General features: G+C 60.2%; 26 protein-coding genes. 16 read left to right on the top strand and 10 right to left on the bottom strand.

Going from position 1 to position 21,319, the window contains the following annotated elements; all coding sequences use genetic code 11:
• Window positions 1-60 precede the first annotated feature (60 nt).
• From coaA to mscL, 3 genes are all read left to right on the top strand, one after another.
• Window positions 61-1,029: a type I pantothenate kinase gene (coaA, locus tag QRN51_RS21815; RefSeq protein ID WP_059387404.1), complete on the top strand. Its 969-nt coding sequence runs from the start codon at window positions 61-63 to the stop codon at window positions 1,027-1,029.
• A 5-nt stretch (window positions 1,030-1,034) separates the two neighbouring features.
• Window positions 1,035-1,889 (top strand): M15 family metallopeptidase, encoded by an 855-nt coding sequence (locus tag QRN51_RS21810; RefSeq protein WP_284991848.1) that lies wholly within the window; start codon window positions 1,035-1,037, stop codon window positions 1,887-1,889.
• Window positions 1,890-1,977: 88 nt separating this feature from the next.
• Complete coding sequence (gene mscL, locus QRN51_RS21805; protein ID WP_059387399.1) at window positions 1,978-2,367, top strand: large conductance mechanosensitive channel protein MscL; 390 nt, start codon at window positions 1,978-1,980, stop codon at window positions 2,365-2,367.
• Window positions 2,368-2,482: 115 nt separating this feature from the next.
• On the opposite strand, the gene glmM is transcribed toward mscL, so the two are convergent.
• Window positions 2,483-3,847, bottom strand: a complete 1,365-nt coding sequence (glmM, locus tag QRN51_RS21800; RefSeq protein WP_284991847.1) for a phosphoglucosamine mutase — start codon at window positions 3,845-3,847, stop codon at window positions 2,483-2,485.
• Between the two features lie 160 nt (window positions 3,848-4,007).
• Here glmM and QRN51_RS21795 point away from each other — a divergent pair, with 160 nt between their 5' ends.
• Together QRN51_RS21795 and QRN51_RS21790 are read left to right on the top strand one after the other, a co-directional pair.
• Window positions 4,008-5,246, top strand: coding sequence for a bifunctional glycosyltransferase family 2/GtrA family protein (locus QRN51_RS21795; RefSeq protein ID WP_284991846.1), 1,239 nt, complete (start codon window positions 4,008-4,010; stop codon window positions 5,244-5,246).
• Window positions 5,247-5,486: 240 nt separating this feature from the next.
• Complete coding sequence (locus QRN51_RS21790; RefSeq protein ID WP_284991845.1) at window positions 5,487-7,223, top strand: ArnT family glycosyltransferase; 1,737 nt, start codon at window positions 5,487-5,489, stop codon at window positions 7,221-7,223.
• Window positions 7,224-7,296: 73 nt separating this feature from the next.
• Here QRN51_RS21790 and rpsI read toward each other — a convergent pair whose 3' ends face one another.
• A complete protein-coding gene (rpsI, locus tag QRN51_RS21785) occupies window positions 7,297-7,806 on the bottom strand; it encodes a 30S ribosomal protein S9 (RefSeq protein WP_059387396.1) in 510 nt (169 codons plus the stop codon).
• 36 nt (window positions 7,807-7,842) lie between these two features.
• Entirely contained in the window at window positions 7,843-8,286 is a 444-nt protein-coding gene (gene rplM, locus QRN51_RS21780) for a 50S ribosomal protein L13 (protein WP_024817563.1), read from the bottom strand.
• A gap of 295 nt (window positions 8,287-8,581) precedes the next feature.
• On the opposite strand from rplM, the gene QRN51_RS21775 reads away from it, so the two are divergent.
• The 11 genes from QRN51_RS21775 to QRN51_RS21725 all read left to right on the top strand — a co-directional run bounded on the left by QRN51_RS21775 (window position 8,582) and on the right by QRN51_RS21725 (window position 16,929).
• Window positions 8,582-9,235: a prepilin peptidase gene (locus QRN51_RS21775; RefSeq protein ID WP_284991844.1), complete on the top strand. Its 654-nt coding sequence runs from the start codon at window positions 8,582-8,584 to the stop codon at window positions 9,233-9,235.
• A 269-nt stretch (window positions 9,236-9,504) separates the two neighbouring features.
• A complete protein-coding gene (locus tag QRN51_RS21770; RefSeq protein WP_059387395.1) occupies window positions 9,505-9,705 on the top strand; it encodes a Flp family type IVb pilin in 201 nt (66 codons plus the stop codon).
• Between the two features lie 12 nt (window positions 9,706-9,717).
• The gene (locus QRN51_RS21765) at window positions 9,718-9,933 is read left to right on the top strand and encodes a Flp family type IVb pilin (RefSeq protein ID WP_084784303.1); all 216 of its coding nucleotides are present in this window, start codon (window positions 9,718-9,720) and stop codon (window positions 9,931-9,933) included.
• Window positions 9,934-10,025: 92 nt separating this feature from the next.
• Window positions 10,026-10,421 (top strand): TadE/TadG family type IV pilus assembly protein, encoded by a 396-nt coding sequence (locus tag QRN51_RS21760; protein ID WP_059387394.1) that lies wholly within the window; start codon window positions 10,026-10,028, stop codon window positions 10,419-10,421.
• On the top strand, window positions 10,409-11,383 hold the full coding sequence (locus tag QRN51_RS21755) for a pilus assembly protein TadG-related protein (RefSeq protein WP_284991843.1): 975 nt from the start codon (window positions 10,409-10,411) through the stop codon (window positions 11,381-11,383). The genes QRN51_RS21760 and QRN51_RS21755 overlap by 13 nt, the downstream gene beginning before the upstream one ends.
• A 39-nt stretch (window positions 11,384-11,422) precedes the next feature.
• A complete protein-coding gene (gene cpaB / locus QRN51_RS21750; protein WP_284991842.1) occupies window positions 11,423-12,190 on the top strand; it encodes a Flp pilus assembly protein CpaB in 768 nt (255 codons plus the stop codon).
• Window positions 12,187-13,392, top strand: a complete 1,206-nt coding sequence (locus QRN51_RS21745) for a CpaE/TadZ family protein (protein WP_059387391.1) — start codon at window positions 12,187-12,189, stop codon at window positions 13,390-13,392. The genes cpaB and QRN51_RS21745 overlap by 4 nt, the downstream gene beginning before the upstream one ends.
• Before the next feature lie 80 nt (window positions 13,393-13,472).
• Window positions 13,473-14,870, top strand: coding sequence for a TadA family conjugal transfer-associated ATPase (locus tag QRN51_RS21740; RefSeq protein WP_059387390.1), 1,398 nt, complete (start codon window positions 13,473-13,475; stop codon window positions 14,868-14,870).
• 38 nt (window positions 14,871-14,908) lie between these two features.
• The gene (locus QRN51_RS21735; protein ID WP_306958959.1) at window positions 14,909-15,820 is read left to right on the top strand and encodes a type II secretion system F family protein; all 912 of its coding nucleotides are present in this window, start codon (window positions 14,909-14,911) and stop codon (window positions 15,818-15,820) included.
• A 12-nt stretch (window positions 15,821-15,832) separates the two neighbouring features.
• The gene (locus QRN51_RS21730) at window positions 15,833-16,708 is read left to right on the top strand and encodes a type II secretion system F family protein (protein ID WP_059387388.1); all 876 of its coding nucleotides are present in this window, start codon (window positions 15,833-15,835) and stop codon (window positions 16,706-16,708) included.
• Window positions 16,709-16,728: 20 nt separating this feature from the next.
• Window positions 16,729-16,929: a Flp family type IVb pilin gene (locus tag QRN51_RS21725; protein WP_445286176.1), complete on the top strand. Its 201-nt coding sequence runs from the start codon at window positions 16,729-16,731 to the stop codon at window positions 16,927-16,929.
• Window positions 16,930-17,105: 176 nt separating this feature from the next.
• Here QRN51_RS21725 and QRN51_RS21720 read toward each other — a convergent pair whose 3' ends face one another.
• From QRN51_RS21720 to infA, 7 genes are all read right to left on the bottom strand, one after another.
• Window positions 17,106-17,996 (bottom strand): tRNA pseudouridine synthase A, encoded by an 891-nt coding sequence (locus QRN51_RS21720; protein WP_284991840.1) that lies wholly within the window; start codon window positions 17,994-17,996, stop codon window positions 17,106-17,108.
• 32 nt (window positions 17,997-18,028) lie between these two features.
• Window positions 18,029-18,589, bottom strand: a complete 561-nt coding sequence (rplQ, locus tag QRN51_RS21715) for a 50S ribosomal protein L17 (protein WP_284991839.1) — start codon at window positions 18,587-18,589, stop codon at window positions 18,029-18,031.
• Window positions 18,590-18,655: 66 nt separating this feature from the next.
• A complete protein-coding gene (locus QRN51_RS21710; RefSeq protein WP_011692778.1) occupies window positions 18,656-19,666 on the bottom strand; it encodes a DNA-directed RNA polymerase subunit alpha in 1,011 nt (336 codons plus the stop codon).
• Window positions 19,667-19,808: 142 nt separating this feature from the next.
• Window positions 19,809-20,210, bottom strand: a complete 402-nt coding sequence (rpsK, locus tag QRN51_RS21705; RefSeq protein ID WP_028265083.1) for a 30S ribosomal protein S11 — start codon at window positions 20,208-20,210, stop codon at window positions 19,809-19,811.
• Between the two features lie 44 nt (window positions 20,211-20,254).
• Window positions 20,255-20,632 (bottom strand): 30S ribosomal protein S13, encoded by a 378-nt coding sequence (rpsM, locus tag QRN51_RS21700; protein ID WP_011775569.1) that lies wholly within the window; start codon window positions 20,630-20,632, stop codon window positions 20,255-20,257.
• A 192-nt stretch (window positions 20,633-20,824) separates the two neighbouring features.
• The gene (gene rpmJ / locus QRN51_RS21695; protein ID WP_011775570.1) at window positions 20,825-20,938 is read right to left on the bottom strand and encodes a 50S ribosomal protein L36; all 114 of its coding nucleotides are present in this window, start codon (window positions 20,936-20,938) and stop codon (window positions 20,825-20,827) included.
• Window positions 20,939-21,013: 75 nt separating this feature from the next.
• On the bottom strand, window positions 21,014-21,235 hold the full coding sequence (infA, locus tag QRN51_RS21690) for a translation initiation factor IF-1 (RefSeq protein WP_009358723.1): 222 nt from the start codon (window positions 21,233-21,235) through the stop codon (window positions 21,014-21,016).
• Between the last annotated feature and the right edge of the window lie 84 nt (window positions 21,236-21,319).

The raw sequence follows: 21,319 nt of genomic DNA, 5'->3' as shown, positions 1-21,319 counted from the left end.
AAAATCTGCCCGCCGTTCATGCTGTATTTCCGGATCAGCCAACGGAGGGGCAGAATCTCTATGGTGACTTTGCAACGCAACGAAGCGAACGGCGACAGCTCCTCTCCGTTCGTGGAACTGGACAGGCAGACGTGGTCCCGGCTCGGTGCGCAGATGGAGCAGCCGCTTAACGAAGAGGACATCATCCGGCTTCGCGGCCTTGGCGATCCCCTGGACATGAAGGAAATCCGCGAGGTCTACCTCCCGCTCTCCCGCTTGTTGCACCTCTATGTCCAGGCGTCACAACAGCTTCATGCAGCCACAACCACCTTTCTTGGCGAGCAGACCCAGCGCACGCCCTTCGTGATCGGCGTCGCGGGTTCGGTGGCAGTCGGCAAGTCCACTATCGCCCGCGTGCTGCGCGAGATGCTCCGCCGTTGGCCCGGCACCCCGAACGTCGAGCTCATCACCACCGACGGGTTCCTGTACCCGCTCGCTGAGTTGAAGCGCCGGCATTTGCTTGAACGCAAGGGCTTTCCGGAGTCTTACGACCGCCGGGCCTTGCTTCGATTCGTGAGTGCGATCAAGGGGGGCGCCGAAGAAGTCCGGGCTCCTTGGTATTCGCACGTCACCTACGACATCGTCCCGGACAAGGAAGTGGTGGTCCGGAGGCCCGACGTCCTGATCGTCGAGGGCCTCAACGTGTTGGCCCCTGCGCGTCCCCGGCAGGACGGCCGGCAAGGCTTGGCCCTGAGCGACTTCTTTGATTTCTCCATTTACGTTGACGCCAAGACTTCCTACATCGAAGACTGGTACGTGGACCGTTTCCGCAAGCTTCGAAGCACCGCGTTCGCCCAGCCGGAATCCTACTTCCACCGTTACGCGACGCTCTCCGATGCCGAGGCCGAAGCCACTGCACGCGGCATTTGGAAGCGGATCAACGAGCCCAACCTTGAGGAAAACGTGCTCCCCACCCGCGGCCGGGCGCAACTTGTCCTCACCAAGGATGCCGACCATTCCATCCGCCGCATGCTGCTCCGAAAGGTCTAGCACGGATGTGCTACAACTGCGGCCCCAGCCGAAGGTCCTTCGCGACGCTTCTTGCCGCAGGGGCGGGAATGGCGGCCTTGGCGGCCTGCAGCCCGGATACCCGGGTCGCCTCGCCCACGTCGGCACCGTCCCCCTCGGGTCTCCAAACCGCGACGCCGACCGTTGCGACCACGACGGCGGTTCCCACCGCAGCGGCGAGCGAGCCGCCGTCGAGCGCACCGCCGTCGAAGGCTCCGCCGTCGGGGGTCCTGTCCCAGCAGTTTTCCTTGAGCGACCCGGCGAGCCAGTGGGTCATCGTCAACAAGCACCGGCCGCTGACCCCCTTGCAGTTTGTCCCTCCCGACCTGGTACAGCCCCGCGTGCAACTCGCAGTCAGCGGAGAGGCGTCCCTCCTCAACAGCACCACCGCCGCAGCGGCCGAAAAGCTCTTCGCAGCAGCCGCCTCGGAAGGCGCCACCATGACCTTGGCGTCCGGTTACCGCTCCTTCCAGACCCAAACCGCCACATACAACGGCTACGTGAGCACGCGCGGCCAGGCCTCGGCGGACACGGCTTCCGCCCGTCCCGGCTTCTCGGAACACCAGACCGGTTGGGCCTTCGACATCGGCGACGGCGGCGGGGCGTGCAGCTTCGAACCCTGCTTCGCTGATCAGCCGGCGGCCGTCTGGGCCAAAGCGAATGCGTTCAAGTACGGATTTGTTGTCAGATACCCGTGGATGCTCAATGAGATCACGGGCTACTACTACGAGCCCTGGCATTTGCGATTCGTCGGGGTTGAGGCTGCGACGGATATGGCCAAGCGGGGCATCGGCACTCTCGAGGAGTACTTTGGACTCGAAGCGGCGCCGGGCTACCCCTAACGGTTGATTAACCAGGAAAGTTTCCGACACTCCCGAAAATTGAACGGCCGCTCACTTTGAATTTACAAGCATGCACTAGCTTGGTGCCATGTTGAGTGGATTTAAGAATTTCATTCTGAAGGGCAACGTCGTAGACCTTGCCGTAGCCGTCGTCATGGGTGCCGCCTTCGGTGCAGTTGTTGATGCACTCGTCAAGAACGTCCTCATGCCGCTGATCGCTGCCTTGGTTGGATCCCCCAACTTTGACAGTTTCGCGAAGGTGACCATCAACGGAAATGACCTGCAGTTCGGCGTTTTGCTGACCGCGATCGTCAACTTCGTCCTGGTAGCAGCCGCAATCTATTTCGTCGTGGTGGCTCCGATGAACCACCTCATCGAGCGCCGCAACGCCAAGTTGGGCATCACGGAAGACGAGCCGGCGGCGGACCCCGCGGTCACGCTCCTCACGGAGATCCGCGACAGCCTAGCTCAAAGATAAGCACTGCCAAAGGTAAGCACGGTTCAAAGGTAAGCACTGCCAAAGGTAAGTACTTGAAATAACTGTGGCCCGCCTCCTTATGGAGACGGGCCACAGTTGCTTGCTGGTTTCGGGGCTAGACTGCCAGTTCGCGTGGAATGGCGAGGCGGTCTTCGACGACGCCGGCGAGTTCGGTGCATATGCGGGTGGCCGTTTCCATGTCCGCGGCTTCCACCATCACGCGCACCAGTGCTTCGGTGCCCGACGGCCGAAGGAGCACGCGGCCGGTGTCACCAAGTTCGAGCTCAGCGGCGGCCACTGCGGCAGCGACGCCTTCGTCCGTGGCGGCGCGTGATTTGTCCACGCCCTTCACGTTGATCATGAGCTGCGGCAGCTTGGTCATGGCGCGGGCAAGGTCTTGGAGGGTCCGTCCGGTGCCGGCCACTTGGGCGGCGATCTGAAGTCCGGTCAGGACGCCGTCGCCGGTGGTGGCGTAATCGGAGAAGATCACGTGGCCCGACTGCTCTCCGCCAAGGCTGAAGCCGCCGTCGCGCATTGCCTCCAGGACGTACCGGTCCCCCACCGCGGTCTCGCGGATGGTGATTCCAGCTTCACGCAAGGCGATCTTGAGTCCGAGGTTGCTCATCACGGTGGCTACCAGGACGTCGTCCTTCAGTTTTCCGGACTTCTTCAGGGCGAGGGCCAGGATCGCCATGATCTGGTCACCGTCAACCTCGTTGCCTTCATGGTCCACGGCCAGGCAGCGGTCGGCGTCGCCGTCGTGGGCAATGCCGAAGTCCGCACCGTGCTTGACGACCGCTTCCTTCAGCTGGCCGAGGTGGGTGGAACCGACGCCGTCGTTGATGTTCAGGCCGTCGGGTTCAGCGCCGATCACAACAACTTCGGCGCCGGCGCTGGCGAAGACCTGCGGGGAACAGCCGCTGGCTGCACCGTGGGCGCAGTCCAGGACAACCTTGAGGCCCTCAAGACGGTGCGGCAGGGTGCCGAGCAGGTGGACGATGTAGCGGTCCTCGGCGTCCGAGAAGCGCTGGATCCGGCCGACGTCGCCGGCCACGGGGCGTGAGGGTTCCTTGCCGAGCTGGGCCTCGATCGCGTCCTCCACCTCGTCGGGAAGTTTCTGGCCGCCGCGGGCAAAGAACTTGATGCCGTTGTCCGGTGCGGGGTTGTGCGAGGCCGAGATCATGACGCCGAAATCGGCATCGAGATCGGCGATGAGGTAGGCCGCTGCCGGCGTGGGCAGCACGCCGGCGTCATACACGTCGATGCCGGAGCTCGAAAGTCCGGCTTCCACGGCTGCGGCGATAAACTCCCCGCTGGCGCGCGGATCCCGGGCGACCACGGCGCGGGGCCGCGTTCCGTTGGCCGCACGCTCGTGGCCAAGGACCACTGCGGCAGCTTGGGCCAACTGAAGAGCAAGCTCCGCGGTGAGCAATCCATTGGCGAGACCACGCACGCCATCTGTTCCAAATAATCTAGCCATCGCGTCCCAGTCTAGACGACGGTTGCAGGGGCCGAGCGAAGGAGTGCCGGAAGGGCCGTGCATACTCCTTCAACCGCGCGATCGATAGAGTGGAACTACTTGACTTGCGCTTTTTGCTCCACTCTAGTAATGCCCCTTAACAAGTATCTACGATTACCGCATGACACCTAGCTCTGGGGGCTTGGCGCTCGAAATAATTGTCCCCGTATTCAACGAGTCCGCCATACTCGAACGAAGCATTTACCGGCTTGCCGACTATCTTTCCCGGGAATTGTTGTACAGCTGGAAAATCACGATTGCCGATAACGCGAGCACGGACGCGACCGGTTTAATTGCGCGGAAGCTCGCTGATGAGGTTCCCAATGTCAGTTATCGGCGCCTTGAGACAAAGGGGCGGGGTTTCGCGCTCCGCGACGCCTGGACCTCGTCTGAAGCGAAAGTTCTGGCATATGTCGACGTGGACCTCTCGACCGATTTGGCGGCGTTGCCGCCGCTTATCGCTCCCCTGCTTTCCGGACACTCGGATGTCAGCATCGGCACCCGCCTCGGCCGGACTTCGAGGGTAGTCAGAGGTCCCAAACGGGAATTCATCTCCCGGAGCTACAACCTGATTCTTAAACGGACCATGCAGGTCCAGTTTTCCGACGCCCAGTGCGGCTTTAAGGCTGTCAGGGCAGAAGTCGCGCATCGGCTGCTTCCTTATGTGAAGGACAACTGCTGGTTCTTCGACACCGAACTGTTGATCTTGGCGGAGCGGGCAGGGCTTCGAATCCACGAGATTCCCGTCGACTGGATCGACGATCCAGACAGCAGGGTGGATATCCGCCAAACGGCCATCGACGATATCAGGGGCCTCGTGCGCGTCGCGGGTTCCATGATGAAGGGAAATATCCCTTTGCAAGCGATATACGCGGAGCTGGGGCGAGGACCTATCGCCGCGCCAACGCGTCCAAGTTTCTTCGGCCAAGTGATACGTTTCGGAATCGTCGGCGCGTTCTCCACTCTTGCTTTTGCTTTGCTATATCTGCTGTTCCAGGGCCCGTTTGGTCCCCAGCAGGGAAACTTCCTGGCCCTGTTGCTCACGGCCATCGCGAACACGGCTGCCAACCGCCGCTTCACGTTCAGGATCCATGGACCCGAGCGGCAGTTCACCCAACAGTTTCAAGGCCTCGTGGTGTTCCTGGCCGCCTGGGGAATCACTTCCTCTTCCCTGCTACTACTACATGCCATCCATCCGGACGCATCGCCCAGCACTGAGCTTTTCGTCCTGACCTGCGCAAACATATTTGCAACCCTTGTCCGATTCGTTCTGCTCCGGATCTGGGTCTTCCGGGTTCGTCGGTCGGAGGAACGGCGCACGGGTTTTGCACTCAATCAGCCAAAAGAGTCGCTACTTTGATCATGTTGTCCCAGACTTGAACAACATCTGGGGGAAATTTCAAGGAGGAATCTTTTGACGGTGTCCGAATCTACCGCCTCCCGTACTCGGCGTCAGCCGACCGGCTTCGCTGTCCGAAGCCCAGCCCCAGTTGCGCGCTGGGAGAAGGTCACCATCGCGGTCTTCTTGCTCTCCACGGCATTTTTTTACCTGTGGAAACTGGATCAAAATGGTTGGGCCAACGCGTTTTACTCAGCTGCAGTGCAGTCCGGTGAACACGACTTCACGGCATTCTTCTTCGGTTCCTCGGACTGGGGGAACTCAATCTCCGTGGATAAACCCCCACTCAGCCTCTGGGTGATGGGGCTTTCGATCCGACTATTCGGACTCAACTCTTGGAGCCTCCTAGTCCCACAAGTCATCATCACGTTGTCCAGTACGCTGCTGATCTTTGTCCTAACCCGCAGATATTTCCCGGCCGCGGCTGCCCTCATCGCCGCAATGGTGTTCGCATTCACCCCAATCACCGTTCTACTAGCCCGCTACAACAACCCGGATCCACTCATGGTCCTGTTGATGATTGCGGCGCTCTACGCCGGGATCCGGGCCTCAGAGACGGGCAAACTCAAGCCACTGATCCTCGCGGGCGGATTGTTGGCTCTCGGATTTCTGACGAAACAGCTTCAGGCATTTCTGGTTCTCCCGGCAATCACGATGGTCTTTCTCCTTTTCGCCCGCCTGTCCTGGCGTAAAAGGTTCCTCGGGCTTGCCCTGGCCGGATGCGTCATGGCCGCTGGTTCCATGGCCTGGCCGCTCGCCGTCGACCTCACACCTGTCCAATCCCGTCCCTTCGTCGGAGGCTCAACAAGCAACAGCATGATTGAACTAACACTCGGGTACAACGGGATCGACCGCGTAGTCCAACATGCAGATGACCCGTCCTTGTCACTCATACCCCAAGAGTTCAGGGGCATGGGCACTGACGCGGGATTCTTCAGGCTGATCAATCTGAACTACGGACAGGAAATCGGCTGGCTGCTCATGCCTGCCTTGCTCAGTTGCATGGCCATTACGTGGGCCGTTGCCACACGCCGATTCGAACGGAATGAGGCGATCCTATCGTCGGCAGCAGTTGTCTGGTTCGTAACAACTTACCTCGTGCTGAGTTTCATGAGCCAGGGCTTTCATTCCTACTATTCGTCCTCCCTGGCGCCTCCGCTGGCTCTTTGCGTCGGTATTGGTGCCCGTTTGCTCTTGTCGGGCGCCAAGACAGCGCTAGGGCGAATATTGACTACGGCTGCATTGGTTGCGAGCTTCATATTCGCAAACGCAATGTGGAAAATTGGCGAGGGGTATCCCGAATGGCTCGGAACCGCCGTACTGTTTGCCGGCTTGCTCTTGGCGGCAGCCTCTGGTGTCCGGCCGCCCTGGCCTTGGCTTGGGCGCTCAACAGTTGCCGTGACAATTGGGGCGCTGCTGATCGGACCGGTATTTTGCTCTTTCCTGACTGTGGGTTCTCCTCAATCCGGGTCCAATCCCCTCTCCGGTGGAATCTCCCGGAACCCGAACACGCTTAGCCGATTCCTTGACGGAGTTAGGAAACAGGAACCGGCCTGGGCCTACGGAATTGCGATAGGCAATAACCCCGGCCAAGCCATCTTGGAGAAGCTGCAAAACGCCCCTTCGAGATGTACGTGGGCCGCGGCCACTTACCCTGCCCAAACGGCTGCACGTTTTCAGCTGGCTTCCAATCGTCCGATCATGCCGTTGGGTGGTTTCGCTGCTGTGGATCCCAGCCCTACCCTGAACAAGTTCCGGGACTGGGTCGCTGCGGGACAAATTTGCTACCTCGTCGAGCAACCTGAACAACTGAAGGTCCCGGGAAACAGCCAGGAGCTCACGGCGATTCAGAATTGGGTGGCGGCCACCTTCCACTCAGATGTCACTGATGGCACCACGGTGTACGACCTAGGAAATCCATTGGAAAGTAGCCGCTAAACGCGAAAAGGCCCGCCCCACCAAAATGGCGGAACGGGCCTCTGCGGGCCGCTGGAAGCGTCCGAAAGCGGTTTTAGCGCTTGGAGTACTGCTGAGCCTTGCGTGCCTTCTTGAGACCAGCCTTCTTACGCTCGATGACGCGGGCGTCACGACGCAGGAAGCCGGCCTTCTTCAGGGTGGCGCGGTTGTTCTCGGCGTCGATCTCGTTCAGCGAACGGGCGATGCCGAGACGCAGTGCACCGGCCTGGCCGGAAATGCCGCCACCGTGGATGCGTGCGAAGACGTCGTAGGCGCCGTCAAGATCAAGGATCTTGAAGGGCTCGTTGACGTCCTGCTGGTGCAGCTTGTTCGGGAAGTAGTTGGCCAACTCGCGGCCGTTGATGATCCACTTGCCGGTGCCGGGCACGATGCGAACACGTGCAACAGCTTCTTTACGACGGCCAACTGCGGCGCCGGCAACGGTAAGTGCCGGGCGCTCCTTCTTCGGCGCTTCTGCTTCTGCAGGACCGCTCTCCGAGGTGTAGCTGGTCAGGTTTTCCTCAGCCACAACGGCCTCGGTGGTCAGTTCTTCGTTCTGAGCCACGATTCTCCTTGATTAAAAGTTGTTTGGTGGCCAGGACTACTGGGCGACCTGGGTGATTTCGAAAGTCTTGGGCTGCTGGGCGGCGTGCGGGTGCTCTGCACCGCGGTACACCTTCAGCTTGCCCAGCTGCTGTGCAGCGAGGGAGTTCTTCGGGAGCATGCCCTTGATGGCCTTCTCCACGGCGCGGACCGGGTTGGATTCCAGCAGTTCCGCGTAGTTGACGGAGGTCAAGCCGCCCGGGTAGCCGGAGTGGCGGTATGCGCGCTTCTGCTCCAGCTTGGCGCCGGTCAGGGCGACCTTTTCAGCGTTGATGATGATGACGAAGTCGCCCATGTCCATGTGGGACGCAAAGGTCGGCTTGTGCTTTCCGCGCAGCAGTGTTGCGGTCTGGCTGGCAAGACGACCAAGGACAACGTCGGTGGCATCGATGACGTGCCACTGGCGGTTGATATCGCCGGGCTTCGGGGTGTACGTACGCACGGTTTTGCCTCGTTCTTGTTCTGGCGTTCATGTTTTAGGCGGCACGCTTGAAGCGTGTGCCTACTAGGTATGCGTTACCGGAGCAGAGGTGAGGGCTCTATGTACCAGTCATCCCGAAGTCCCGATATGCCTGTCGAGTTAACGATCCTGCAACTGGATCCCCAAGCGGGCATGTGTCATCGAGAAAGGACACGCACAACGACTATCAACAATAGCGGCAAGGAGCTTCAGGGTCAAAATAGGCTGGCAACGAGCGTGAACAACTAAGACCCTTCCTGAGCTCCTAGGAGATGCGATGACAGCAACTGCCGCCCAGCCCTTGCTTGTGGCCGCCTTCGGGCTCCTGGGGCTGCTCACGAGCCCTCTGGCAGAGCTTCTGATCACTTGGTCCATGCCGCGGCTTGGCGGGCTCCCTTCCCCCGCCATAAGGTTCACGACGGCGGTTGCCACCGCGGTGTTGTTTGCCCTCATGACGCTGCGGTTCGGCTTGTCTCCGGCACTCCCCGCCTATCTCCTCCTGTCAGTGCTCGCCGTGCAGCTGTCACGCGTTGATATCGCGCACCATTTGCTCCCAAACCCGCTGGTCCTGGTGCTGCTTGCGTCCGGGCTTGGTCTGTTAACTATGTCGGCTGTGCTTGTTCCGGACTGGCCGGGGCTGCTGCGAGCGGCTGCCGGCGGCGTCATCTTGTTCCTGGGGTACTTAATTCTTGGACTAATTTCTCCGGGAGGCCTCGGAATGGGCGACGTGAAGCTCTCGGCACCACTCGGAATGTACTTGGGCTACTTGGGCTGGACCCACGTGTTCTACGGGGGACTGCTGGGCTTCGTGGTGGGCGGGGTGGTGACGGTGCTGATGTTGCGCCTGAAGCGCGGAACCAAGCCATCTGAGGTGGCACACGGACCTGCCATGTTCGCCGCGGCAATTGGAGTGGCCCTTCTCGTTGCGTGAGGTCCTGACGTCCTTCCCAGTTCCCTCGGTTCACAAGAGCCCCATCTGTGCGAGCGCCTAGGTAGTACTTAGGCAGGTAAACCGAGTACCCGTGAATCGCGCTTCGAGTAGTCAGCGCCATCCGCTGTCGGAAAGACGAGTACCACTACGCATTGTTTGTTAACCCTCCCAGGGGCAATTCTTGTCCTATCGAAATCCAAACGCCAAACGGGATATGTAGGCAACTGGAATTCGTAGACAAATTCACTTATCTGGGAAAGGTTTTTCCAATGTCAACTTTCATGATTTCCACCCTCGCATTCATCGCCGGCATCAAAGACAAACTGACCTCTGAAAAGGGCGCAACGGCAACCGAGTATTCACTGCTCGTGGGTCTTATTGCCCTCGTCATCGTTGGCGGCGTCGGCCTGTTCGGCGGAGCGCTGAACACCTGGTTCACTACTCTCTCCACCACAGTCGCGAAGTGGTAAGGCGACCACGGCATGAGTGCGAAACGCGGCATCCTTAAGGCGAAATGGGCGGTTCGCTTTCTTAATAAGACCGTTGTTTGGCTCGGAGCCGAAAGAGGTGCCACCGCGACGGAATACTCGCTCCTCGTGGGCCTCATCGCCCTCGTCATCGTGGCAGGTGTGGGTCTGTTCGGGGGAGCACTGAATGGCTTCTTCAACACCCTCAGCACCACGGTCGGTACCTGGTAACCAGGCACAAGCGTTGTGCCGCGTCTACGGGCGCGGCACAACGCACCGTTTTCTCGCTGCAAACATCCGCAGCATCTACCCAGGGGGATCCTTTGAAACGCAGGATCAAGTCTTCCAAGAACCATGAGCGGGGCGCAGTTGCCGTCGAATTCGCCCTCGTCGCCCCGATCCTCGTGTCCCTGATCATCGCTGTTGTCGAGTTTTCAAACGCCTACAACATCCAGGTTTCAGTGACTCAGGCTTCCCGTGAAGCCGCGCGGAGCATGGCAATCACCAACGACACAAGCAAGGCGACTGCGGCTGGCAAGGCCGGAGCACCATCGCTCGACACCTCCAAGCTGAGTTTTAGCTATTCTGGCGCCTGCGCGGCAGGCAGTCCCCCCCCAACAATCACGGTGACCACTACCTACAGCGGACAGTCTCTCACCGGATTCTTCGGCTCCAGTCTCACCGTCACAGGCAAGGGAGCAATGCAATGCAACGGCTGATCCGACGTCGGGACCCTCATGACAGAGAGCGCGGGGCTGCGGGCGTCATGGTCGCGCTCATGATGCTCACCCTCATCGGGGTTGGCGCCGTGGCGGTTGACGTCGGTCAGATTTATGCGGAGCGGGCCCAACTGCAGAACGGGGCCGACGCCGGAGCACTCGCCGTCGCGAGCAGCTGCGCCAAAGGTTCCTGCAATACGTCGCTGGCTGGCCCCCTCGCAAACTCCAACGCAAATGATGGCGCCAGCACCGTGAAGTCAGTGGATCTGAGCGTGCCAGGCAAGGTAACTGTCACAACATCTACCAAGGACGGCACAACCGGAGCCGGATACCTGAGCAAGATGTTTGCCAACGCGCTCAACACCGGCCCGGTGACGGTCGGCGCCCAAGCCACCGCGACGTGGGGCGGCCCTGGATCCGGCCCCGCGATCCTGCCGCTGGCCTTCGCTCCATGCCAATTCGACATCAATGGGGCCACACAGACGATTCTTACCCACGGATCAACCACCTGCGTGAGTGACAGCCCGTCCGGCCAGGTCATCCCTGGCGGATTCGAATGGCTAACGCCCGTGCCCGGCCAGTGCGCCGCGCAGGTTTATCCAGATGATCCGTCAACAAGCGGAGTAGTGGATCCCTACGCGCAGAGCAAGACGGGGTTGAGCATGCCAAAAGAGTGCAAGTCCCTCATTGCCGGCTATCTAAACACGGTGGTTGCCTTCCCCGTTTTCACAGAAGCTTCGGCAAGCGGCGCTGGAGGTAAGTACTACATCAAGGGATATGCGGCTTTCTATCTGACCGGGTACAACTTCCCCGGTATGACCGGCGGCGATCAAACAGGCCTCGGAGGAAGCAACAACGGTGTCCGCGGGTACTTTGTCAGCTGGATTGCTGACCCCTCTGTGTACCAGGGAGGGGGATACACGCAAGGCGGGGCCAACCTTCCGCCGCAACTCATCCAATAAATCGCGCTCTTGGACGAGCGCATCTGGGAAGGAAGAAAAGTGAAAACACGCCTACTGGGAGGCATCGCTGCGCTTGTCGTAGCCATCATTGGAACAGTGATGCTCGTGTTATACGTCCAAGGCGCCGACAAGCGCGCTCTGGCAAATACGGAAACGGAAGACGTCTACGTCATCCAAAAGGAAATCCCCGCTGGCACGCCGACGGCCGGTTTCGGGGATTCTGTCGTGAAAAAGTCCGTGCCAAAGTCAGCCATTGCGGCCGACAGCGTCACGAATCTTGGGGAACTCGGCTCCAAGGTTTCTTCGATTGACTTCATGCCTGGTGAGCAATTGCTTGCGACCCGGATGGTCGATCCAACCAGCTTGGCCGGTCCGGGCCGGGTTGAAGTTCCTACTGGACTTCAAGAGGTCACGCTCAAGCTGCCGATCGAACGCGTTGTCGGCGGGACAGTAAAGGCCGGTGACACAGTCGGCGTAATGCTGTCATTCAAAGCGGATGACAAATCCAGCTCCCCTGACCAGACAAACTTTACATTCCACAAAGTCCTGGTCACCGCTGTGCAGGACGCCAATGGAACGATTGCAGACAACTCCAGTTCCACCGCTCAGCCAAGCAGCGGTTCCCTGAACCCCAACAAGACCGCGGGCTCGGGGAGTGGCTACCTTGTCACGGTGGCGCGCTCTGCCGTCGACGTCCAAAAGATCGTGTACGCCGTTGAGTTCGGCACCATTTATCTCAGCAAAGAGCCTTCCGGTGCCGCTGCAGGCGCAACGGGAGTCATTGACCGGGGAAGTGTATTCAAATGAGCCGCTTCGTTCTCATCACCCCGGAACCTGATTTCGAACGGCGGGTCCGCTCGGCAACTGCTGGAATGAGCGGAAGCCTCCAGTGGTTCCAGGCCGACTACTTGCCGGCGGGGCCACGGGAGATCTTGGACCAGCTCCTCGGAGAACCGCCTGAAGTGCTGATTTTGGGCCCGGGGTTGGAGATCAATGACTCGCTCAAGCACGCTTCCTTGCTGGATCTCCAGTTTCCGGAAATCAGTGTGGTGCTGGCTGCCGAACAGAACGAGTCATTGGTCCTCGCGGCAATGCGCGCCGGAGTGCGAGACCTGCTCTCACCCGCAGCGGACTCGGACACCATCCGCGTTATGGTGGAGCGGGCAAGCCTTGCAGCCGCCGGCAGGCGACGGGGCCTCGCCCCTAACGCCATCGAGACCCCGTCCCAGGCTTCGGGCGGTCGCATCATTGCGGTCATGTCGCCCAAGGGCGGGGTTGGTAAGACAACAGTGGCTACAAACCTAGCAGTCGGACTAGGGGCCCTGGCGCCCATGGGCGTGGTGATCGTCGACCTGGATCTACAGTTCGGCGATGTGGCCAGCGGCCTCCTGTTGAACCCCGAACACACCATTACGGACGCAGTGCTTGGACCAGCCAGCCAGGATTCCATGGTGCTCAAGACTTACTTGAGCGTTCATCCGGCCAGCATCTATGCGCTGTGTGCCCCCCGCAATCCTGTCGAAATGGATCGCATTACAGCCCAACATGTCAGCAGGTTGTTGGAACAGTTGCGGCACGAATTCCAATACGTCGTCATAGACACAGCCCCTGGGCTCGGTGAGCATGTGCTCGCCGCACTTGAAAGTGCCACGGACGCGGTGTGGGTGTGCGGAATGGACATTCCGAGTATCCGCGGATTGCGTACCGGACTCAGTATTCTCGACGAATTGCAACTGCTTCCTCAGTACCGTCACGTCGTCCTCAACATGGCCGATCCCAAGAGCGGTTTGGTCCTCAAGGACGTCGAAGCAACCATTGGTGTTCCGGTGGATGTTGCAATTCCACGATCACGGACCCTTCCTTTCTCCACGAACAAAGGCGTCCCGCTGCTACAGGACAGCACGCGAGATGCCGCCACCAAGGGCCTACGGCTGCTGGTGAACCGGTTTAAGCCCAATTGGGACGAGCGAGAACACAAGCAGATGCACAGAAGGGCGGTTGTCCGGTGAACCTCTCACGCAGACTCGAAAGTCGTCGATACGACGCCGGTGCCGGGGCGGCACAAAACGCTGGGGCAGTTCCCTCAGATATGGCTGCGCCAAGAGCAACCACGCTCGGCCGCATCCAAGAAACGAAGGCAGCGGAGTCCTCGAACACCCTGGCTAACGCCGACGAAAACATGCCGTCGACGATTCTGGCCAGTGAAGCACTCGGCGACCTTAAGGAGCGGGCAAGCAAGGCTTTGTTTGAACGACTCGGCTCCAGGCTCTCCGACTCGTCGCTGGACGAGACTGAATTGCACCAATATGTGCGCGACGAGCTGAAGGTTGTTGTAGACGAAGAGCAGGTGCCTCTGACGTCCGCAGAACGGCAGCGCCTCACTGCGGAGATCATCGACGATGTTCTCGGCCATGGCGCCATTCAGCGGTTCCTGGACGATCCGGAAATTACGGAAGTCATGGTGAACCGCTACGACAGCATTTACGTCGAACGGTATGGTCGACTGTACAAGACCGAGGCCAAATTCTCCTCGGACGAGGCCCTGCGGCGGATCATTGAACGCATCGTCTCTAGGGTCGGACGGCGAATCGACGAGTCGTCTCCGCTGGTCGATGCGAGGCTCCCCGACGGCTCTCGCGTGAATGCCATCATTCCGCCACTTGCTGTCAATGGGCCGTCGCTGACCATCCGGAAATTTGGTCGCGAAGCACTCACTGTGAACAAACTCATCGAGTTTGGCAGCCTGTCCCCCGAAATGGCAGAGCTGCTGCGGGCTTGTGTCTTGGCTCGGATGAACATCATCGTGTCCGGCGGAACCGGCACTGGGAAAACGACCCTGTTGAACGTCCTCTCGTCGTTCATCCCTGTAGAGGACCGGATCGTCACCATTGAGGATGCGGTCGAACTACAACTCCAACAAGAGCATGTGGTGCGCCTTGAAAGCAGGCCAGCGAATATTGAGGGACGCGGCGAGGTAACCATTCGGGATCTTGTACGCAACTCCCTTCGTATGCGTCCTGACCGCATCGTTGTGGGCGAAGTTCGTGGAGGAGAGTCGCTCGACATGCTTCAAGCCATGAACACGGGCCACGACGGCTCCATCTCCACGGTCCACGCAAACTCGCCCAGAGACGCCGTTGCCCGCCTCGAGACTCTGGTGCTCATGGCCGGAATGGACCTTCCGCTGAGGGCCATCCGTGAACAAGTGGCTTCAGCCGTGAACCTAATTGTGCACATTAGCCGCCTGCGCGACGGAACACGCAGGGTTACGCACATCACCGAGGTTCAGGGGATGGAAGGCGACATCGTGACTCTCCAAGACGCGTTCGTGTTCGACTACTCAGCCGGTGTCGATGCCAATGGTCGCTTCCTCGGCAAGCCGATCCCGACGGGAGTCCGGCCCCGCTTCACCGATCGTTTCGCGGAACTGGGGATCCCCATCTCTCCGGCAGTTTTCGGAGCACCCATGATGGGAGGCCTGCGATGAGCGACGCGGGAATCCAACCCGTTTTCCTGGCTGCGGGCTTGGGCTTGGTCTATGTTGCTCTACTTCTGCTCGTTTTGGTGGTGCTCAAGTCAAAGAGAACCCTCGATGCCGAAAGGCGCCGACCCGGCGCTCCGATCCACACGTCCGCCCTGACCCGACTCACCGACAACGCAAGAGATGCCATTCAGATACGCATTCAATCGGGCTCTGGTGGATATCTTTCGCGGGCGAAACTGGATGCCGCAGGCTTAAAGAAACAACCAGCCGACTACGTATTGATTGCTGGAATCGTAGTAGCTTTCGCCGGCGCAATCGGATTCCTGCTCGGCGGCCTCGTCTTCACGATCCTGATGTGCCTGATCGCTGTGGTTTCCCTGATGGCGTTCCTGAGCGTCCTTACAGCCCGGCGTGCGTCGAAATTCGACGAGCAAGTACCTGATGCCCTCCAGATGTTGAGTGGAGGGATGCGGGCCGGGCATAGCCTCCTAAGGGCAGTCGATGCCACTGCCCAAGAGAGCGAAGCGCCTATGGCCGAGGAGATGAGCAGGATCGTCAACGAAACTCGGATCGGACGCGATCTCGGCGAGTCCCTCAGCGATGTCGCCATAAGGACGAAGAGCGAGGACTTCGGCTGGATAGCACAGGCGATCGAGATCCACCGAGAAGTCGGCGGAGACTTGGCGGAAGTCCTGGACCACGTTGGCGAAACAATCCGCGACCGCAACCAAATCCGTCGCCAGGTCAAGGCGTTGAGCGCCGAAGGGCGAATGTCCGCGCTGGTATTGCTGGCGCTGCCAGTAGTCATGTTCATTGCGCTCCTGTTCATCAATCCGAGCTATGCCCATACGTTCACTTCCACGGTGCCTGGCTACATCATGCTTGCAGTGGCGGTCGTCATGCTCAGCCTTGGCGCGTTCTGGCTGAGCCGCCTGATCAAGCCGAAGTATTAGGAGGGATCCACCATGCAATTCTTCGCATATGCAGCCATGTTGGCCATCGTGGCCCCTGTGTCTTGGATGGTCTGGCTCGCTTTCACTGGCGACAGGATAGGAATACGCAACATTCGTACTAATCTGGGTGTCCGCACGGCTTCCACCCCACAGTCCGGGAATGTTCAGGATCGATTGACGGCCATAACACGGCAACTTGCGCCCGACGGCTACGTGGTCTGGCTCGACAAGCAACTGGCGGGGGCTGGTCGTCCCAAGGATTGGCCTTTGGGCAGGATCTTGATGGTCAAACCACTGCTGGCACTCGGTGGTGGCGTCTTCGGAGTGCTGCTGTTCCTCAGCGATCCATCGGCCGGAAAACTTCTTCTTGCCTTTGCCGTCACGGCAATCGCTTATTTCGTACCGGATCTCCTCATTCGTTCGAATGCGCAGAAACGGCGCGAGGCAATTCGTTTGGAGTTGCCAAACTCACTCGACCAGATGCTTATCTCTGTCCAGGCAGGTCTAGGTTTTGAAGCTGCCATGGCCCGAGCTGCGGAAAACGGCAAAGGACCGCTGGCGGACGAGTTCATCCGGACACTTCAGGATATTCAAGTGGGGCGCAGCCGCAAGGACGCCTATCTCGATATGTCCCAGCGCGTCGATGTTCCCGACGTTCGTAGCTTCATCAGGGCGGTTGTCCAAGCCGATGCCTACGGCATTGCCATTGCCAAAGTCCTCAAGGCCCAGGCTCAGGAAATGCGGACCAAGCGCCGTCAGCGGGCAGAAGAACATGCCATGAAGATCCCGGTGAAGATTCTCTTCCCCTTGATCTTCTGCATCTTCCCCACCCTGTTCATCATCCTTCTGGGTCCAGCGGTCATGAAAATCATCGCTGCATTCTCCTAGCGTGCACTAAGGAACTGACGGTGATCGATATGAAAAGAAGGATCAAGCAGCTAATAGGGATCTTGGCTGAAGAACAGGGAGCAACGGCTACGGAATACTCAATATTGGTGGGCGTCTTCGCGATGGTCATCGTTGCGGGAGTAGGACTGTTCGGGACAGCCCTGAACGGCTACTTCGGCGCACTGGCCAATGGAGTGAAGACCGCTCTGGGCCTGCCCTAAGAACGGCTCCCATGACCGGCGCATCTGGGGCGCTATTGACCGACCACCCGCGAACCCAGAACCGTGGGCGGTCATCGCAGGCCCCCTCCACGGTACCCAGAACCGGGAGGGGGCCGTCCAACGTCGAAGCCCCGGTCAACGGCAGGCCCTCGCGGGTTCCGTGGACGCCCCCAAACCTACTCCCGCCGTGCCCGCGTCAGCTCGGCCCGTGCAAACAGTTCGTCGTCAGAGGGATAGGCCACTTCCTCGAGCACCAAGGGGTGAGGCGCGGCAAGCACGGACTTGGCGTCCCTGACCCCCGCGAGCAAACGCTCGTGCAGCCACTCCGGACTTTCCAGGCCCTCCCCCACACGCAATGCGGATCCCACCAGCGCACGCACCATGTTGTGGCAAAACGCGTCGGCCTGGACATTGGCGAGCAGTACGCCGTCGTTGCCGCGGACGAACTCTAGCCGCTGCAGTTCGCGGATAGTGGTGGCTCCCTCACGGGGCTTGCAGTAGGCGCGGAAATCCTGGAGCCCGAGCAGCGTCGCGGCCCCCGCGTTCATCGCGGCCTCGTCCAACTCCGCCTTGTGCCAGAGGGTGAGCCTGCGCAAGACAGGATCCCAGCGTTCCGGCCCATCGGCGATCCGGTAGCTGTAGCGACGCCACAACGCTGAGAAGCGGGCGTCAAAACCGTCCGGCGCCAATCCGACGTCGTGCACTTCAATGGCGCCGGTTTCATCCTGAAGGACCCGGCTCAAGGCGCCGCGAAGCCTCCGCAACAACGCGGCAGCGGGGTCGATCTCGTGTCCCCTCGGCAGTCCGTCCCACTCGGCCTCGGACAGGTCAATGTGCGCCACTTGTCCCCGGGCGTGGACACCGGCGTCGGTCCGCCCTGCGACGGTGACCCGCACAGGGCGCCGCACGATCAGCGCCAACCCGTCTTCCAGCGATCCTTGAACGGTCCGGAGACCGGGCTGGAGCGCCCACCCGTTGAAGGGTCCGCCGTCGTACGAAAGATCCATCCGGACACGCAAAAACCCGCCGCCCCCCAAAACGGGGGCAGCGGGTTTTCGTTCGTTCATAGACTTAAGTCTACTGTGAAGAATTCAGTGAATTACTTCTTTTCCTCAGCGGCCGGAGCCTCTTCGGTTTCAGCAGCTTCAGCTTCAGGAGCCTCGGCTTCGGTCTCTGCGGCTTCGGTCTCAACGACCTCTTCCTCAGCAACCGGAGCGGTCTCTTCGGCGGCCGGAGCAGCCTTCTCGGCGTCCTTCTTGGCAGCGGCAGTTGCCTCGGCAACTACAGCCTGCTTCGGGGAAACCGGCTCAAGAACCAGCTCGATGACAGCCATGGGAGCGTTGTCGCCCTTGCGGTTGCCGATCTTGGTGATACGGGTGTAGCCACCATCGCGGTTGGCAACGGCGCCGGCGATGTCGGTGAACAGCTCGTGGACGATGCCCTTGTCGCTGATCAGGCCGAGTACGCGACGGCGGGAGGACAGGTCGCCGCGCTTGGCGAAGGTCACGAGGCGCTCTGCGTACGGCTTCAGGCGCTTGGCCTTGGTAACCGTGGTGGTGATGCGCTTGTGCTCGAACAGCGATGCTGCCAGGTTCGCGAGCATCAGGCGCTCGTGAGCCGGACCGCCTCCGAGGCGCGGACCCTTAGTGGGGGTAGGCATAGTAATTTCTCCTGTAATGAAGGCCGTCCGGGTCCGAACGTGGACTCGGTGGCCAAGATCTGCTTGTTAGAGCTCGTCGTCGCTGAACGCGGCGTCGTCCTCTTCGATGGCTGCGGCGCGGGCTGCAAGATCGAAACCGGGAGGGGAATCCTTGAGGGACAGACCCAGTTCAACCAGCTTTGCCTTGACCTCATCGATGGACTTCGCACCGAAGTTACGAATGTCCATCAGGTCAGCCTCGGAGCGGGCAACGAGTTCACCCACGGTGTGGATGCCCTCACGCTTGAGGCAGTTGTAGGAACGGACGGTGAGGTCCAGATCCTCGATCGGCAGTGCCATGTCGGCTGCCAGGGCAGCGTCCGTCGGCGACGGGCCAATCTCGATACCTTCAGCTGCGGTGTTCAGCTCACGTGCAAGACCGAACAGTTCCACCAGGGTGGTGCCTGCCGAAGCAACGGCGTCGCGCGGGGCGATAGCCTGCTTGGTCTCGACGTCGACAATCAGCTTGTCGAAGTCAGTGCGCTGCTCAACACGGGTAGCTTCCACGCGGAAGGTAACCTTCAAGACCGGCGAGTAGATCGAGTCGACCGGAATACGGCCGATCTCGGAGTCGCCGGACTTGTTCTGAGCTGCCGAAACGTAGCCGCGGCCGCGTTCGATGGTCAGTTCGAGTTCGAACTTGCCCTTCGAGTTCAGCGTGGCAATGTGCAGATCCGGGTTGTGGAATTCGACGCCGGCCGGCGGAGCGATGTCCGCGGCCGTGACGACTCCGGGGCCCTGCTTGCGCAGGTATGCAACAACCGGCTCATCGTGCTCGGAGGACACGGAGAGGTTCTTGATGTTCAGGATGATCTCAGTGACATCTTCCTTGACACCCGGAACCGTGGTGAACTCGTGCAGCACGCCATCGATCCGGATGCTGGTTACAGCAGCACCGGGGATGGAGGAGAGCAGGGTACGGCGGAGGGAGTTTCCGAGGGTGTAACCGAAGCCCGGTTCCAGCGGTTCAATGATGAAACGCGAGCGGTTCTCGGAGACTACTTCTTCAGACAGAGTGGGGCGCTGTGCAATAAGCACTTAGGTTTCCTTTCGGCGAGCATCCGCTATATGACGCAACACAGGTGGTGGAAATCGGCTTGGTTCCGGCTTTGCCGGCCGGGCGCCACGGAACAGTCAGGCTGTTCCGTGGCGGACCCGGCCGGCAAGGCCAAGAATCCAATTAGACGCGGCGGCGCTTCGGCGGGCGGCAACCGTTGTGGGCGCTGGGGGTGACGTCCTGGATGGAGCCGACCTCGAGGCCAGCGGCCTGCAGCGAACGGATTGCGGTCTCGCGTCCGGATCCCGGTCCCTTGACGAACACGTCAACCTTGCGCAGACCGTGCTCCTGGGCGCGCTTTGCAGCAGCCTCGGCAGCCATCTGGGCGGCGAACGGGGTGGACTTGCGGGAGCCCTTGAATCCAACCTCACCGGCGGAAGCCCAGGAGATTACAGCACCGTTCGGGTCCGTGATGGACACGATGGTGTTGTTAAAGGTGCTCTTGATGTGCGCCTGGCCAAGCGCGATATTCTTCTTGTCCTTCTTACGCGGCTTGCGAACCGCGCCACGAGTCTTCGGGGGCATTATTTCTCCTACAGAAAGTTATCGGGGGAAAGTCGGCGCTATTTCTAGCGGCCGGCTTTCTTCTTGCCGGCGACGGTACGCTTCGGGCCCTTGCGGGTACGAGCGTTGGTCTTCGTACGCTGACCGCGTACGGGCAGGCCCTTGCGGTGACGCAGGCCTTCGTAGCTGCCGATTTCAACCTTGCGGCGGATATCTGCTGCTACTTCGCGGCGAAGGTCACCCTCAACCTTGTAGTTGCCTTCAATGTAGTCACGCAGCTGAACCAGTTCGGCGTCAGTCAGGTCCTTGACGCGAACGTCAGCGCTGATGCCGGTGGCAGCCAGGGTTTCGTGTGCACGGGTCTTGCCCACGCCGTAGATGTAAGTAAGCGCAATTTCCAACCGCTTTTCGCGGGGAATGTCTACGCCAGCGAGACGAGCCATAGTGGCAGTACTCCTTGAATAAACCGGAGGTCGTAGGCAGTACACCCGCACTTTCAGTGCGGCCCCAGCCTCCGACCGGGGGTTAGCTGTCCGGGCTCCATACGTCCCAATTCAGCTTGTGCTGCCTTTATTTACTTGCGTGGGTTAGCAACCCAGGTTTGCCCTCGCGGGCGCTAGCTCCCTTGCGGGGAATTAGCCCTGGCGCTGCTTGTGGCGCGGGTTCTCGCAGATCACCATGACCCGGCCATTACGGCGGATCACTTTGCACTTGTCGCAGATCTGCTTAACGCTCGGCTTGACCTTCATGGCGTTCCTTTGCGTGTTGCAGTTGGTCGGCTGGAGCGGCAACTACCCGGGTTTCCCAAGGCTGCCGCCCAGCAATTACTTGTAGCGGTAGACGATGCGACCACGTGTGAGGTCGTAAGGGCTTAGCTCCACCACTACGCGGTCCTCAGGGAGAATCCTGATGTAGTGCTGTCGCATCTTCCCCGAGATATGTGCAAGAACGATGTGCTTGTTGGTGAGCTCAACGCGAAACATCGCATTGGGCAGCGCCTCAGTCACAACGCCCTCGATCTCAATGACCCCGTCCTTCTTGGCCATATCCTCCGCTAACTGTTGTTTGCCGCAGCCCTCCGGTTAGGCACCGGAAAATCTGCGGACGTTTTTTGTTTGTTTGACCGTCCG

It is taken from the genome of Arthrobacter sp. efr-133-TYG-120 (assembly GCF_030209785.1).
Classification (GTDB): domain Bacteria; phylum Actinomycetota; class Actinomycetes; order Actinomycetales; family Micrococcaceae; genus Arthrobacter.
The sequence above is the reverse complement of the archived record's forward strand: the minus strand, read 5'-3'. Positions and strand labels throughout refer to the sequence as shown.

Bases quoted from the DNA above. Each gene is read 5' to 3' on its own strand.
- QRN51_RS21795 (WP_284991846.1), top strand. From the start codon at position 4,008: ATGACACCTAGCTCTGGGGGCTTGGCGCTCGAAATAATTGTCCCCGTA.
- QRN51_RS21740 (WP_059387390.1), top strand. From the start codon at position 13,473: ATGGCTGCGCCAAGAGCAACCACGCTCGGCCGCATCCAAGAAACGAAG.
- rpsM (WP_011775569.1), bottom strand. From the start codon at position 20,632: ATGGCTCGTCTCGCTGGCGTAGACATTCCCCGCGAAAAGCGGTTGGAA.
- QRN51_RS21730 (WP_059387388.1), top strand. From the start codon at position 15,833: ATGCAATTCTTCGCATATGCAGCCATGTTGGCCATCGTGGCCCCTGTG.
- QRN51_RS21810 (WP_284991848.1), top strand. From the start codon at position 1,035: ATGTGCTACAACTGCGGCCCCAGCCGAAGGTCCTTCGCGACGCTTCTT.
- mscL (WP_059387399.1), top strand. From the start codon at position 1,978: ATGTTGAGTGGATTTAAGAATTTCATTCTGAAGGGCAACGTCGTAGAC.
- infA (WP_009358723.1), bottom strand. From the start codon at position 21,235: ATGGCCAAGAAGGACGGGGTCATTGAGATCGAGGGCGTTGTGACTGAG.
- coaA (WP_059387404.1), top strand. From the start codon at position 61: ATGGTGACTTTGCAACGCAACGAAGCGAACGGCGACAGCTCCTCTCCG.
- QRN51_RS21775 (WP_284991844.1), top strand. From the start codon at position 8,582: ATGACAGCAACTGCCGCCCAGCCCTTGCTTGTGGCCGCCTTCGGGCTC.
- rplQ (WP_284991839.1), bottom strand. From the start codon at position 18,589: ATGCCTACCCCCACTAAGGGTCCGCGCCTCGGAGGCGGTCCGGCTCAC.
- QRN51_RS21745 (WP_059387391.1), top strand. From the start codon at position 12,187: ATGAGCCGCTTCGTTCTCATCACCCCGGAACCTGATTTCGAACGGCGG.
- QRN51_RS21770 (WP_059387395.1), top strand. From the start codon at position 9,505: ATGTCAACTTTCATGATTTCCACCCTCGCATTCATCGCCGGCATCAAA.
- QRN51_RS21720 (WP_284991840.1), bottom strand. From the start codon at position 17,996: ATGAACGAACGAAAACCCGCTGCCCCCGTTTTGGGGGGCGGCGGGTTT.
- QRN51_RS21765 (WP_084784303.1), top strand. From the start codon at position 9,718: ATGAGTGCGAAACGCGGCATCCTTAAGGCGAAATGGGCGGTTCGCTTT.
- rpmJ (WP_011775570.1), bottom strand. From the start codon at position 20,938: ATGAAGGTCAAGCCGAGCGTTAAGCAGATCTGCGACAAGTGCAAAGTG.
- rpsK (WP_028265083.1), bottom strand. From the start codon at position 20,210: ATGCCCCCGAAGACTCGTGGCGCGGTTCGCAAGCCGCGTAAGAAGGAC.
- QRN51_RS21755 (WP_284991843.1), top strand. From the start codon at position 10,409: ATGCAACGGCTGATCCGACGTCGGGACCCTCATGACAGAGAGCGCGGG.
- glmM (WP_284991847.1), bottom strand. From the start codon at position 3,847: ATGGCTAGATTATTTGGAACAGATGGCGTGCGTGGTCTCGCCAATGGA.